Origin of the sequence: Aeromonas sp. SrichE-2G (genome assembly GCF_017939565.1) — a bacterium.
Classification (GTDB): domain Bacteria; phylum Pseudomonadota; class Gammaproteobacteria; order Enterobacterales; family Aeromonadaceae; genus Aeromonas; species Aeromonas taiwanensis.
Genome location: NZ_JAGKRG010000008.1, coordinates 36,807 through 49,877, shown reverse-complemented (window position 1 = coordinate 49,877; position 13,071 = coordinate 36,807). Strand labels below are relative to the sequence as shown.

At 61.9% G+C, this 13,071-nt stretch carries 12 protein-coding genes; 8 read left to right on the top strand and 4 right to left on the bottom strand.

Annotated elements, in window-relative coordinates; all coding sequences use genetic code 11:
* Window positions 1-29: 29 nt before the first annotated feature.
* The 3 genes from rstB to trmA form a co-directional block, all read right to left on the bottom strand.
* The gene (gene rstB, locus J9885_RS12315) at window positions 30-1,355 is read right to left on the bottom strand and encodes a two-component system sensor histidine kinase RstB (RefSeq protein ID WP_210549622.1); all 1,326 of its coding nucleotides are present in this window, start codon (window positions 1,353-1,355) and stop codon (window positions 30-32) included.
* 114 nt (window positions 1,356-1,469) lie between these two features.
* Window positions 1,470-2,177 carry a two-component system response regulator RstA gene (gene rstA / locus J9885_RS12310; RefSeq protein ID WP_210549621.1) on the bottom strand — a complete coding sequence of 236 codons (708 nt, stop codon included), beginning with the start codon at window positions 2,175-2,177 and terminating at the stop codon, window positions 1,470-1,472.
* 150 nt (window positions 2,178-2,327) lie between these two features.
* On the bottom strand, window positions 2,328-3,434 hold the full coding sequence (trmA, locus tag J9885_RS12305) for a tRNA (uridine(54)-C5)-methyltransferase TrmA (RefSeq protein ID WP_210549620.1): 1,107 nt from the start codon (window positions 3,432-3,434) through the stop codon (window positions 2,328-2,330).
* A 179-nt stretch (window positions 3,435-3,613) separates the two neighbouring features.
* Here trmA and J9885_RS12300 point away from each other — a divergent pair, with 179 nt between their 5' ends.
* The 8 genes from J9885_RS12300 (at window position 3,614) to J9885_RS12265 (ending at window position 11,058) form a co-directional block, all read left to right on the top strand.
* On the top strand, window positions 3,614-4,726 hold the full coding sequence (locus tag J9885_RS12300) for a DUF5610 domain-containing protein (protein WP_210549657.1): 1,113 nt from the start codon (window positions 3,614-3,616) through the stop codon (window positions 4,724-4,726).
* Window positions 4,727-4,820: 94 nt separating this feature from the next.
* Window positions 4,821-5,354, top strand: a complete 534-nt coding sequence (locus tag J9885_RS12295; protein ID WP_210549619.1) for an ATP--cob(I)alamin adenosyltransferase — start codon at window positions 4,821-4,823, stop codon at window positions 5,352-5,354.
* Between the two features lie 97 nt (window positions 5,355-5,451).
* Entirely contained in the window at window positions 5,452-7,134 is a 1,683-nt protein-coding gene (locus J9885_RS12290; RefSeq protein ID WP_210549618.1) for an HAD-IIIC family phosphatase, read from the top strand.
* The gene (locus J9885_RS12285) at window positions 7,127-7,351 is read left to right on the top strand and encodes an acyl carrier protein (RefSeq protein ID WP_024945539.1); all 225 of its coding nucleotides are present in this window, start codon (window positions 7,127-7,129) and stop codon (window positions 7,349-7,351) included. Before J9885_RS12290 ends, J9885_RS12285 begins: the two co-directional genes overlap by 8 nt.
* On the top strand, window positions 7,348-8,112 hold the full coding sequence (locus J9885_RS12280) for an AAC(3) family N-acetyltransferase (RefSeq protein ID WP_210549617.1): 765 nt from the start codon (window positions 7,348-7,350) through the stop codon (window positions 8,110-8,112). The genes J9885_RS12285 and J9885_RS12280 overlap by 4 nt, the downstream gene beginning before the upstream one ends.
* Window positions 8,102-8,503, top strand: a complete 402-nt coding sequence (locus J9885_RS12275) for a VOC family protein (protein ID WP_210549616.1) — start codon at window positions 8,102-8,104, stop codon at window positions 8,501-8,503. Before J9885_RS12280 ends, J9885_RS12275 begins: the two co-directional genes overlap by 11 nt.
* Window positions 8,500-9,840, top strand: coding sequence for a DUF4910 domain-containing protein (locus tag J9885_RS12270; protein WP_210549615.1), 1,341 nt, complete (start codon window positions 8,500-8,502; stop codon window positions 9,838-9,840). The genes J9885_RS12275 and J9885_RS12270 overlap by 4 nt, the downstream gene beginning before the upstream one ends.
* 102 nt (window positions 9,841-9,942) lie before the next feature.
* Window positions 9,943-11,058, top strand: a complete 1,116-nt coding sequence (locus J9885_RS12265) for a class I SAM-dependent methyltransferase (RefSeq protein WP_210549614.1) — start codon at window positions 9,943-9,945, stop codon at window positions 11,056-11,058.
* 124 nt (window positions 11,059-11,182) lie between these two features.
* Here J9885_RS12265 and malZ read toward each other — a convergent pair whose 3' ends face one another.
* A complete protein-coding gene (gene malZ, locus J9885_RS12260; protein ID WP_210549613.1) occupies window positions 11,183-13,012 on the bottom strand; it encodes a maltodextrin glucosidase in 1,830 nt (609 codons plus the stop codon).
* Between the last annotated feature and the right edge of the window lie 59 nt (window positions 13,013-13,071).

Here is a 13,071-nt window from a genome sequence, read left to right as displayed (position 1 = left end):
GACATGGAGCGTTTCTCCATGGCTTCATCCTAGGGCGCTGGCGCCTGGGGTTCAGTGAGGAACTGGTGACGGTTTGTATCCAAATGTACGGGCAGGGTCAGGCAGAATCGGGCACCGCTGCTGCAGGGCAGCAGCTGCACCTCGCCGCCATGGTGGCGGGCGATGCTGCGCACGATGGCGAGCCCCAGACCGGCGCCGCCGGTGCGCCTGTCCCGGCTCTGATCCAGGCGCACGAAGGGCTCGAAGATCTGGGGGGCGAGGGCCGGATCGATGCCGGGGCCGTCATCGCTCACCTCCAGCAGATAGTCGTCACCCTGCCGCGCCATGCGCAGGCTGACCCGGCTGGTGGCGTGGCGCAGGGCGTTGCCGATAAGGTTCTCCAGCGCCCGATCCAGCAGGCGGACGTCGCCGCGCCAGGGCAGAGCCATGGCCGGGCGCACGAAGTCGAGTCGCTTGTCCGGTCGCAGCGCCTGCCAGTCGGCGAGACGGCTGCCGGCCCAGCTGCCGAGCTCCAGCTCGCTGCACTGCAGCGGCAGCTCGGGGCGATCGAGCCTGGCGTAGGTGAGCATCTCCTCGATGAGGGCATCCAGCGCGCCGAGATCCCGCTCCAGTCTCTGCTGCTCGTCGGCCGAGGGGGCGGGATCCAGCATGGCGAGCCGGTAGCGCAGCCGCACCAGAGGGGTGCGCAGCTCGTGGGCGATGGCGTCGGTCAGCTGCTTGCGACTGGCCAGCATGGCCTGCAGCTGTTCCGCCATCTGATCGAAGGTGCGGCCGACCCGGGCCAGGCTGCTGCTGGCGGGCAGGCCGGTGCGGCAGGAGAGATCGCCGTCGCCGACCCGGCGGGCGGCTTGCTCCAGCCGTTGCAGGCCGCGCCAGTGGGGGCGTAGCCAGAGCAGGATGGGCAGACCGAGGGAGAGGCCGATGAGCAGCAGCAGGCCCACGTCCACCCAGTGCAGCTCGTGCAGATAGGAGAGGTAGGGAACGGGGCCGACAATCAGCACCCGATCCGTGCCGGGAATGCGCTGCAGGAAGGTGTCATCCTCCTCCACGATGACGATGTTGCCCGCCTCGAGGAAGGCCTGATCCTCCCGGGCCAGGGGCTGGTTGGCGAGACTCCCGATCTGCAGCGGCAGATTGAGCTGGTGACTCTGCTCCGCCGCGCGGGCCGGCCAGTGCTCTGGCGGCAGCCGGGCCAGCTCGCCGGTGAGCAGGCCGAGGGAGCCTTGCATCATCCGCTCCAGATAGCGGTCCCCCGCTCGCTCGGCGCTGACCTGATAGACCAGCCCGATGAGCAGGATGGCCAGGGCGAAGCAGCCGATCAGCAGCAGGTAGAACTGGATAAACAGGCGTCGCATCGGGGCTCTCCTCTTGCCTGGATTGGGTCGGGCATTGCCTTGTTGCCCCTCATCCCCAACCCTTCTCCCGCCAGGGGAGAAGGGAGCAGAGAGCATCAAGGTCATTCGGCGGGCTTATTCCCAGGCCTGGGGCACCAGCAGATAGCCCTTCTGGCGCACCGTCTTGATGCGGGTCGGGTTGTTGCTGTCATCCCCCAGCCGGCGGCGCAGGCGGGAGATGGCCACGTCCATGCTGCGATCCTGGCCGTCGTAGTCGCGCCCGCGCAGGCTGCGAAACAGTGTCTCCCGCCCCAGGATCTGGCCGGCGTGGCAGGCCAGCTCCCACAAGAGATCGAAGTCGGCGGTGGAGAGGGGGATGCTGTCGCCGTCCAGGCGCACGTCCCGGCCCGGGCCGTCGATCTGCAACCGGCCGAACTGCAGGCGCTGGGGCGGGGCGGCGGGGGCCACGGCCTGCTGGCTCTGCCCGTGCTGGCGGAATTGGACCCGCAGCCGGGCCAGCAGCACGGGGGGCGGCGTGGTCTTGAGGATGTAGTCGTTGGCCCCCAGCTCCAGGCTCAGGATCTGGTTCATGTCGCTGTCTAGCGATGTGAGCATGACGATGGGACCGCCGAAGCGCGGGCGCAGATCCCGGCACAGGGAGAGGCCGTCCTGGCCCGGCAGCATGATGTCGAGCAGCACCAGGTCCGGCTGCTCGGCCTCTACCCTGGCGAGCGCCCGATCGCCGCGGGTTTCCAGCATCACCTCGATGTCGTGGCGACCGAGCCAGCTGCTGATGAGCTGGCCGATGTCGGGATCGTCTTCAACAAACAGAACGCGTGGCATGGTGGCATGGCCCCCGGTCATGGCGCGAATGCGCGTGTCGCCAGCATAACGGCTGCGCCGACCCTCTGCACCGGGATAACTAATCAAACAGGGCCCATGGGCCCTGTTGTGATTCTGCCTGTCGAGCGGGGAACGGCGTCCCCTGCGGCATCAACCCGCCTTGCGCTTGAGATAGACCCCGGCTTCCATGTGGTGGGTCCAGGGGAACTGATCGAACAGGGCGAAACGGGCGATCTCGTGGGTTTCGCCGAGCACCGCCATGTTGGCCTCCAGGGTCTCGGGGTTGCAGGAGATGTAGAGGATGTTGTCGTAGTCCTGCACCAGCCTGACGGTGGCGTCGTCCAGACCGGCACGGGGCGGGTCGACGAAGATGGTGTTGCAGCGGTAGGTGGAGAGGTCGACCCCCTTGAGGCGGTTGAACTCCCGCTCGCCGCGCATCGCCATGGTGAACTCCTCGGCAGACATGCGCAGGATGATCAGGTTGTCGACGCCGTTGGCGGCGATGTTGAACTGGGCGGAGTCCACGCTCGGTTTGGCGATCTCGGTGGCCAGCACCTTGCTGAAATTCTGCGCCAGGGCGATGGAGAAGTTGCCGTTGCCGCAGTAGAGCTCCAGCAGGTCGCCCTCGCTCCCCCTGGTCACGTCCAGGGCCCAGCCCAGCATCTGCTCGTTGATGGCGGCGTTGGGCTGGGTGAAGCTGTTCTCCACCTGCTTGTAGACGAGTTCGCGCCCCTGCACGGTAAGACGCTCGATGACGAACTCCTCCCCCAGGCAGATCTTCTGCTTGTGGGCACGACCGATCAGCTGCAGATCGAATCCCTTGGCGCGCAGATCGGCCTGCAGCGCGTCGGCGGCCTGCTGCCACTCGGCTTCCAGCTTGCGGTGGTAGAGCAGGCTGACGCAGATCTGGCCGGACTGGGTGGAGAGATAGTCAATCTGGAACAGCTTGCGGCGCAGCACCGGGTGCGGGCGCAGCCCTTCCAGCAACACCGGCATTAGCTGGTTGATGAGGCGGCTGGCGGTGGGGAACTGGTCGACCCGGATGATCTCCTTGGTGGCCGGGGCATACATGCAGTGGAAGAGGTCATCCCCCTCGTGCCAGATGCGAAACTCGGCGCGCATCCGGTAGTGCTCGGCGGGGGAGGCGTGCACCTCCAGCACGGGCGGGTTGAAGCCTGCGAACATGCCGGTGAGACGATCGCGCTTCTCGTCGAGCTGGGCCTGGTAGTCGGCAGGAGTTCGCTGGGATTGGGTCATGGATACCTCGCGTGCGCCGGGCTGAGCCGGGTAAAAACCGGGGAAGGCTGCAGCCAGGCAGCAGCCAACCAAAGGGTGGGGATTTTAAAAGGCCGTCGCGGATTGTCCAAGTTTTTTGTGGTCAAGAAGTGGCCAGTCGGGCCGATAACCGATCCACCACTATAGGCGGGAGAGTGATGATGCAGATCGATGGCATGGGCGCAGCCCAACCCAAGGGAGTGGGCATTGCTCCCAAATCGCCTCAACAGACGGCGTCGAAAGCGGCGGACAAGGGGGAGGAGGTCTCCCTGAACAAGCCTCCGAAGTGGGCTCAGGTGCTGATCCAGCAGGCGCTGCAATTTGCGCTGGAGATCAACGGCCAGGGCTACAAGGCGCCCAAGGTGCAGGAGCCCCAGGAGGTCACGCCCGAGACCCTGTTCGACTACGAAGCCGTGGCGGACAACGTGCTGCAGTTCGTCACCGGGCGGCTGGGGGCGGCACGGGCTGATGGCAAGAGTGACGAGGATCTGGCCGAGATGATGGCCCAGGCTCGCAAGGGGGTGGACAAGGGCTTCGGCGACGCCAGGAAGCAGCTTGGCGACTGGGCGGAAAACGATGACATCAAGACCGGCATGGATCAGAGCTACAAGCTGATCCAGGAGGGGCTGGAGTCCTTCGAGAAGGAGTTCTTCGGCGAGGTGTCGACCACGGAGCTGGGGGCGGCCAAGATGGCCAGCCGGCAGCAGACCTTCCTCGAGATCGAGACCCGGGACGGGGACAAGGTGATGCTGCGCTTCAGCGACAGCTGGCAGTTCAAGTCCCGCCACGACGGCAGCCAGATCAGCCTCAAATCGAGCCAGAGTTTCGATTTCTCCCTGGAGGGGGAGCTCGACAGCGCCGAGATGGATGCCATCGGCAACCTGGTGAAGGGGCTGGACGAGCTGGCCGGCCAGTTCTTCGGAGGCGGCGACGACAAGACGCTGGCCGACAGGCTGGCGGGGTTGCAGTTGGACGACAGCCAGCTGGTCTCCTACTCCCTCAAGCTCAAGCAGTCGGCCAAGCTGAGCCAGGCGTACCAGGGGGCCCACTCCCTGCAGGAGAGCCTCAAGCCGCTGGCGGACTACCTGCCGTGGCTCAGCCAGATGCAGCAGCAGGCGGATGCCCTGTTGCCCACCGCCCAGCAGCAGGCGTTGACCCCCGCCGTGCTGGTGGCGCGGGGCCAGGACGCGACCCAGGGTGCCGGTTTCATGGGCTTCAACCAGCGGATGCTGGAGGCCATGGGGCTGCTCGGCCAGCAGATGGCGACCGGCTAGTCTGGCAACGCCCCCGTGATGTCGGCGGGGGCGCTGGGTTTGCCAGCCCGCCCCCGGGCTGGCACACTGCCCTTTTCCCCTGCCCGGCGATGCCATGAACCCCAAGAAGCCAAGAGACAAGCGCGAGCTCTGCTACCCCTTCATCTTCGAGACCCAGTTCCAGTGCGACTACGAGATCGCCACCGACGAGCTCTGCTGCCAGGTGGGCGCCGCCCTATCCCATCTGGTGGCGGATGAGGACACCCGGCCCGTGCTGGCGGATCTGGCGGCGCTGCAGCGGCTCATCTACAACCTCAATGGCTCGGTGCGGGGCCGGCTCGGCATCTTCGAGGAGGATCTGGACTGGCTCAAGGGGCGCTACGATCACTACAACGAGGCGAGTCGCGGCCGGGTCACCGGCTTCGTGCTGCCTCAGGGGCCCCAGCCCATCCCGACCCTGCACCTGTGCCGCTGCGGCAGCAAGAAGGTGGTGCGCCTGCTGGTGCGGCTGGAAGAGAGCGGCGTGCGCTTCGATCCCATCCTCTACCGCTTCGCCAACCTGCTGGCCAACTTCTTCTTCGTGCTGACCGTCTACCTCAAGCAGGCGTGGGACGTGACCGAAGTCCCCTACGTCAGCATCAACTACTGAAGAGGGCTGAAAAAGCTTTTGTTTTTCATGAAGATCAAACACGATCATCCCATTTGTCGGTCGCCGGGATGGTTCCGGTAGCGCAGCGAGGAAAGTCATGACCATGCTTCATCTCAGTGGCAGTTCGTTCTTGATGCCGGGCAACCTCGCCTGGCGCCCCCTGGCTGAATATGGCGAAGTGCAGGTGGCCCCCCATGGCCAGTGGTTGCAGACCCTGATAAATCAGGGCGCCGATGCCGCGGCCGGGACCCACATCATCATCTGGCTGTGGGAAGATCTGGTGCCTGCCCGGACCCTGCAGGAGTGGGGCCATCTGGCGCAGGACGAGCAGCAGCTGGCGGTCGCCGCCTTTGTCGACGCGCTCTGTCAGCCTCTGTTGCAGCATCTGCAGCGCCGCCCGCAGGATCATCTGCTGGTGGGAGCCTGCAGCCATGCCCCGCTCTGTGTCTATGGCCCGGCCCCTGCAGTGCTCGCCGTGCTGGCCAGTGCGTTCGAGCAGCAGATGGCCCGCCTGCGCCTGCAGCAACCCGGCTTGGACGACCTGCACCTGCCGCTCTGGCTGCAGCAGCATGGCCACCAGCACTGCTTCGACCGGCGCAACCTCTATCTGATGTCCTGCCCCTTCTCGATGGCCGGTCTGGCCAGCCTGGCGCAGTGGATGCTCCCCTTGCTGCAGCGGCTGCAACAACCCGCCCACAAGGTGCTGGTGCTCGACTGCGACAATACCCTGTGGGGCGGCGTGGTCGGCGAAGACGGTGTCGGCGGCGTCCTGCTGGGGCAGGACGGGATGGGCCGGCTCTACCAGGCCTTCCAGCAGGCGGCCAGCCACTGGCACGGACAGGGCATAGTGCTGGCGCTCTGCTCCAAGAATCTGGCGGACGATGTATGGCGGCTGTTTGACGAGCATCCGGGCATGGTGCTGACACGGGCGCAGATCGCCGCCGCCGAAATCGGCTGGGAGCCCAAATCCCAGGGGCTGCGGCGGCTGGCAGCCCGCCTCAATGTCGGGCTGGACAGCCTAGTCTTCTGGGATGACAGCGAGCTGGAGCGGGCCGAGGTGCGGGCCAACTGCCCCGAGGTTCTGGTGATTACCCCGCCGGCCGATCTCTGGAGCTGGCCGGATGTCCTGCTGACGCTGCCGGCCCTGTGCAGTCGCCACCAGAGCCGGGATGACGGCCTGCGGCAGCACTCCTATCAGGCCCAGGCCGAGGCCGAGGCGGTGCGCCGGCAACTGGGCGACGAGCACGCCTTCCTGCGGCAATTGACGCTGCAGGCCGACTGGCAGCCGCTCTCCCCGGGCAACCAGTTGCGAGCCGAGCAGCTCAGCCAGAAGACCAATCAGTTCAATCTTTCCGGCCGCCGTTATCAGGCAGCTGAGCTGGCCCGGCTGGCCGCCGAGGGGGGCGATGTCTGGCTGGCCGGCCTGCGAGACCGATTCGCCGATCACGGTATGACGGCGCTGCTGGTGGTGCGCCCGCTCGACGAGGGCAGGGCGCTGCTGGATACCCTGGCCATCAGCTGCCGGGTACTGGGGCGCGGCTTTGAATACTGGCTGCTGGCGCAACTGGCAAACCATCTGCGGGCGCAAGGCGTGACCGAGCTGGTCATCAGCCTGGTTGCCACCACCCGCAACCAGCCGGCACGGGATTTTCTGGCGATCCTGCCAACCCGGCCGATAACCACTCCAGCGGGCTTGCTGCCGCTGGTGGACGAGGTGTTCCTCAGTCTGGATCTCTGCTCTCTTTCTCTCCCGTTTTTGGAGTTCTACGCCAATGAATGACCTTATCGCGCTGGCACACCAGCAGTTCCCCCAGGCCAGCGTCAATGCACAGTCTGCCCTCGGCAGTTTTCCCGAGTGGGATTCTCTGGGTCACTTCAACCTGCTGTTGCTGGTCGAACAGCACTATGCCGTGCGGTTCGAGCCGCACGAGCTGGCCGAGTTGAAGAGTCTGGCCGACATCCAGCAAGCCCTGCTGCGCAAAGGGGTTGCCGTGTGAAACAGGCACTCGAGCAGGCGCTGACCGAGCTGGGGATCCCCAGAGGTGGCGCCCTGATGGTGCACTCGGATGCCATGGTGGTGGCCCAGTTTGCCGGTATGGGCAACGCCGCAGGCATCGCGGCCTTCTGGACATGCCTGGAGCAGTGGCTGGGCGGGCACCTGCTGGTGCCGACCTTCAGCTACAGCCCGATGGCGGACGAGTGCTTCGACCCTGTGCAGACCCCGAGCAAGGTGGGCTTGATGACGGAGCTGTTCCGCCAGCGAGAAGGGGTGGTGCGCACACTGGATCCCGTCTTCAGCATGGCGATCAGCGGCCCGCAGGGGCCTGCGCTGGTTGCCCGGGAGTGTCACGACTGTTTCGGTCAGGAGAGCCCGTTCGGCTGGCTGGCGGAGCAGGACGGCTGGCTGCTGGGGCTGGGTTGCCACCCCGACCGCATCACCTTCACCCACTACGTGGAGCAGCGGCTGGCCGTCTCTTATCGCTATCACAAGATGTTTGCGGGCCAGGTGCGCGTCGATGGCCGCGTGCGGGAGTGGCAGGCGGATTACTATGTGCGCGACCTGTCGCTGGCCAGCGAAATCGACCTCTCCAGGCTGGTGGCCCTGCTGCAGGAGCGGGGCGCCTGGCGCCAGACGCTGTGCCAGCGGGTGCCGGTCTGGGCGGTATCGTGCCGCGACTTCATCCTGGCTGCCGGCGAGTTGCTGGCGGCGGCCCCATACGCCCTGATCCGGGCGGGAGGAGACTCCCATGCAGTTTGATCACATCGGACTTGTGGTGCCGGACCTGGCGAGCGGTGTGGCCTATTGCCGTGACGTGCTGGGGCTGAGCCGCTTCTCGGTTGCGGTGGAAGATCCGCTGCAACGGGTCTGGGTGCAGTTCGTGCATGACGACCATGGTCTCTGCTACGAGCTGGTCGCCCCGGCCGGCGAGGAGAGCCCGGTCGCCCAGGTGCTCAAGACCCGGCGCAATGTCATCAACCACCTTGCCTATCGGGTGAGCAACCTGCAGGAGAGCTCCGAGCGGATGCGTATACAGCGCCACCTGCCCCTTGGGCCCAGCCAGCCAGCGATCGCTTTTGGGGGCTCTCATGTCCAGTTTTTTCTCAGTCCCTTGGGACATATTGTTGAGCTAATTGAGGGGGTTGAATGATGCCGAATCATGACAGTTGTTATTTGCCTACAGACTGGGCTGACCAGGATCAGCTTGGCGAACAGCTGCATCGTTTGCTTTCCTTGCTGTTTCCGCTCAATCGCAGCTTGACAGGCGATGGTGTAAGAAAAACATTGGCCCTGTTTCGCGAACATTGTTTACCTGAATTGCAGATCCATGAAGTTGCCAGCGGAAGCACATTTTTTGATTGGACAGTGCCGGATGAGTGGAATGTCAGAGAGGCTTACATCTTGGGACCTGATGGGCACAAGGTGGTTGATTTCAATGATAGTAACTTGCATTTGGTGGGTTACTCAGAACCGGTACGCTGTACTCTCCCTTTAGCAGAATTACAACCTCACTTGCACTCCTTGCCTGAGTTACCGGATGCCATCCCCTATGTCACGTCTTATTATCAGCGCCGTTGGGGCTTTTGTTTACCCCACAATGTGCGGGAAGCGTTACCGGAAGGAAATTATGAGGTTGTGATCGATACCAGCTTGCAACCGGGCTCACTGACTTATGCCGAGTGGGTGCTACCGGGGGAGAGTGAGCAGGAAATCTTGTTATCCAGCTATGTTTGCCACCCCTCCATGGCCAACAACGAGTTGTCCGGCCCTGGTGTCGGAGTGTTTTTGATGGCCTGGCTGGCCTCCTTGCCTAAGCGACGCTACAGCTATCGATTGATGCTTGTTCCTGAGACAATCGGGGCTATCGTTTATCTCTCTCGCCATCTGGAGCACCTCAAGTCTCATACGTTGGCTGGTTTTAATCTGACATGTATGGGGGATGAAAGGTGTTACTCATTCTTACCATCCAGACAGGGGAATTCTATAGCTGATCGCATAGGACGCCATGTGTTGGGCCATATCGCACCTGATTATATGGCGTATAGCTATCTTGATCGGGGCTCCAACGAACGTCAGCTATGTGCCCCTGGCATAGACTTGCCAGTCACCACCATGATGCGCAGCAAGTACGGTTGTTATTCCGAATACCACACCTCTTTGGACGATCTTACTCTGGTCACGCCGCGGGGGCTGGCGGATAGTTTCCTAGCGTTGCGGCGGGCGATCGAGTGTCTGGAGTTGGATGAATACTGTGAGGCTACCGTATTGGGTGAGCCCCAGTTGGGGCGGCGTGGCCTCTATCCGAATCTATCAACACGTGAGTCCGGTGCACAGGTAAAGGACATGATGAACCTGCTGGCTTACAGCGATGGTCATCTGAGCCTTTTTGAGATTGCCGAGATCATCGAAGTACCGTTTTGGCGAGTCGAGCCCTTGGCTAGAAAGCTTATGGATGCAGGGGTTCTGCGCAGGCGTAGTCGTCCTTGAGAATAGGTATTTCGTTGCATGATGTGATGGATGAGAATCCATAGATATTGCGATCGTTCAACTTTGTTTCATCAATCCGGATCACATCGTTAGGAGAGGATCATGAGATGTCCATATTGTCACAGTGATAACACATTGGTTTTCCTTGAACGCAAGATGCCAGCCGTTTTATCTGCATACTCAGGTGATTTTCCGGTAAAGGTGTCGGAATTGCAGGTCAGTGCCTGCAAGGATTGTCTGGTGGGGTTTGCATCCAAAAAATTATCATCGGAAGAACTAACTGAAATATATGACAGCTATCTATATATTTCTCCGCTGAATAATATCGGCGCCTCTAAATATGACGGCATGATTAATACCATAACAAGTCATTTTGGCAAAGATGAAAATATACTGGAGATTGGCTGTTCAGAAGGATACTTGCTGAAAAAACTGAACGAGAGCGGATTTTCCAATGTAACAGGAATTGAGCCCGGCCCCCAAGCCGATATTGCGAAGGGCTTGGGGCTTAATGTTATAAAGGGTTATTTTAATGCTAACCATGTTCCGGACAAGGTAGATGGTTACTATCTTATGCATGTGTTTGAGCATTTTGAAGACCCCTTCTCTATCTTTAAATTGATGACGGAAACGTTGAATGATGCCGGAAGAATCGTCATTGAAGTTCCTGATTTTGGTGGTTTTCATGTACAGCACCTCTTCTACTATAATATCTACTTCATGCAAGTTTTGGCCCGTGATAACAAACTTAAAATAATATATCACTGTGTTGAGAATGACAGTTTAAGGGTCGTTTTTGTCAAGGCTGAAAATACCCGTTACAACAAAATTGAAGTGGCCTTTGATAAAGCCCTTTATATCGATGATCTCTCAATGTTCAAGCTGCGGTGTGATGCATCTCGCGACAGAGTAAATGATTTTCTTAGAAAGGCAGACAGCGTCGTCTGGTGGGGGGCTGGTTCTGCATCAGTGATTCTTCTGAATGGGGTTGAGAAAGAGATTTTGGACAGTACGAATATCATTGTCGTTGATGGTGACAAGAATAAAGCCGAGCGCATATTGCCTGGTGTGAATCTCAAAGTGAGTTATTTTGAGAAGATCCGTAATCAGCATGTCAGCAATCTGGTAATTGCTTCAAGTTTCTATAAGGAAATATTTGAAACAATGAAAGTTCATGGTGTCACCTATGAACATGTCGAGGTATTTAGTGATGCCTGATTAAAGGCATAAGGAGGAGGAACGTCAGAATGACGCGTAGTAAATAATTTTACTGGTCGGAAATTGATAACGACCGGGAGTAATGGCGGGACAGAGCCCGCCATCTACTTGATCCTCTCTCAGGTCAGCTCGACAGCAGCACTCTGGCCGAGTTGGCGGGGATGGTGAGCTGCACCTCCCCCTGCACTACCTCGAACTTGTCGCCGTTGAAGGCGTCGGTGAAGCGGCTGGTGGGGCTCGCCGTCTGCCACAGGGGCAGGCTGATGGTACGCGGCTCCGTGGGGTGACGGTTGCAGGCCACCAGCACCTGATCGCTTTGCAGGGTGCGGGCGAACACATAGCTGTGGGGGCCGGCGTAGAGGGTCTGGATGTCTCCCCGGCGCAGGGCAGGGCGCTGGCGGCGCAGCTGGATCAGGCGGCGATAGTGGTCGTGCAGCACGTGATCCCAGTCGGTGGTGTCCCAGGGGAAGCAGCGGCGGCAGTCCGGATCGTTGCCGCCGGAGAGTCCCACCTCGTCGCCGTAGTAGATGGAGGGCACGCCGATGTAGGTGATGAGCAGGGTGGCGGCGAGCCGCATCCGCTGCTTGTCCTCTCCCAGCAGGTGCAGGAAGCGGGCGGTGTCGTGACTGTCCAGCAGGTTGAACTGGGCCAGCTGGTTCTTGAACGGGATGTGGGCCCGCGCCAGCTTGAGCCAGTGGTCGAGCTCGGTGGCGCTGATCCTGATGGGGTGATAGGCGATGTCCTGCCCCGCCAGGAAGGCGCGGATGGGGTGGGCGAAGCCGTAGTAGTTCATGGCGCCGTCCTCCTGATCTCCCTGCAGCCACTGGCTCGCCTCGAAGAAGTGCTCGCCGAGCACGTAGGCGTCCGGGTTCTCCTGCTTCACCGCGCTGCGGATGGCGCGCACATGGCCGCGGTTGCCCTCGGCGGTGCCCCGCTCCCCCAGCATGTGGATGACGTCGAAGCGCCAGCCATCGATCTGGTAGGGGGCCCGCATCCAGTAGCGCAGGATGGCGTCGTCGGCGCGATAGACGGCGTCCTGCACCTGTTCGCTGGAGAAGTCCAGCTTGGGCAGGCTGCGGATCCCTTTCCAGCTGACGTAATCCCCCTCCTGGTCGAAGGTGTAGAAGCTGCGCCAGGGGGAGTCCGGGTTGCGCTGGGCCCCCAGCGGCGGGCAGAACCAGGGGTGCTCGGTGGAGGTGTGGTTGACCACGGCGTCCAGGATGATCTTCATGCCGCGCTGGTGCAGGTTGCGGGTCAGCTCGGCAAACCGGGCGTTGGTGCCGAGGTGCGGATCCACCTTGAAGTAGTCCTGGGTGTCGTACTTGTGATTGCTCGGCGAATCGAAGATGGGGTTGAGGTAGAGCGCCGTCACCCCCAGGGACTGCAGGTAGTGCAACTTGGCGTCGATGCCCGCCAGATCCCCGCCGTAGAATTCGCAGGCGCCGTGACCCTCCTCGTGGCGGCTGACCGGCTCGCCCCAGGCCTTGCTGATGACCGCCTTGCCGCGGTACTCGTACTCGTGATGCTTGACGCTCAGGGACGGATCGCCGTTGCAGAAGCGATCCGGGAAGATCTGGTAGAAGACCTGATCCTGGACCCAGGCCGGCGGCTGGTGGAGGCTGTTGAAGCGGAAATGTTGCTCCCGCGGCGGCATGGCGGCGCTGACGCCGGCGCCGTGCAGCCACCACTGCTCCTCGTCGGTGAGGCACTTGAAGCAGTAGAGGTGAATGTCCTGCCCCCGGGCGAGGGGCAGCTCGACCTGCCAGACCTGCAGCCTGTCCCGGGTGGAGATGGGCGTCATGGCGACCAGGTACTCCTCGTTGTCCGGCTCATGGCGCAGCCACACCTCGCGGATGGGGGCGTCCAGCTCGCTGAACAGGGTGAGCTGCAGGGTGTCGGCACTCTCTTTGAACCAGGGTGCCGCCTGGGGGTGAAACAGGAAGGGATGGGTCATGGTGTCTACTGTGTCAAAGAGGCTACAGGATCAGGCGATCGGCTCGGGCCATCTTAGCC

Bases quoted from the DNA above. Each gene is read 5' to 3' on its own strand.
- rstB (WP_210549622.1), bottom strand. From the start codon at position 1,355: ATGCGACGCCTGTTTATCCAGTTCTACCTGCTGCTGATCGGCTGCTTC.
- J9885_RS12295 (WP_210549619.1), top strand. From the start codon at position 4,821: ATGAACCCCAAGAAGCCAAGAGACAAGCGCGAGCTCTGCTACCCCTTC.
- J9885_RS12265 (WP_210549614.1), top strand. From the start codon at position 9,943: ATGAGATGTCCATATTGTCACAGTGATAACACATTGGTTTTCCTTGAA.
- rstA (WP_210549621.1), bottom strand. From the start codon at position 2,177: ATGCCACGCGTTCTGTTTGTTGAAGACGATCCCGACATCGGCCAGCTC.
- J9885_RS12270 (WP_210549615.1), top strand. From the start codon at position 8,500: ATGATGCCGAATCATGACAGTTGTTATTTGCCTACAGACTGGGCTGAC.
- J9885_RS12275 (WP_210549616.1), top strand. From the start codon at position 8,102: ATGCAGTTTGATCACATCGGACTTGTGGTGCCGGACCTGGCGAGCGGT.
- malZ (WP_210549613.1), bottom strand. From the start codon at position 13,012: ATGACCCATCCCTTCCTGTTTCACCCCCAGGCGGCACCCTGGTTCAAA.
- J9885_RS12290 (WP_210549618.1), top strand. From the start codon at position 5,452: ATGACCATGCTTCATCTCAGTGGCAGTTCGTTCTTGATGCCGGGCAAC.
- trmA (WP_210549620.1), bottom strand. From the start codon at position 3,434: ATGACCCAATCCCAGCGAACTCCTGCCGACTACCAGGCCCAGCTCGAC.
- J9885_RS12300 (WP_210549657.1), top strand. From the start codon at position 3,614: ATGCAGATCGATGGCATGGGCGCAGCCCAACCCAAGGGAGTGGGCATT.
- J9885_RS12285 (WP_024945539.1), top strand. From the start codon at position 7,127: ATGAATGACCTTATCGCGCTGGCACACCAGCAGTTCCCCCAGGCCAGC.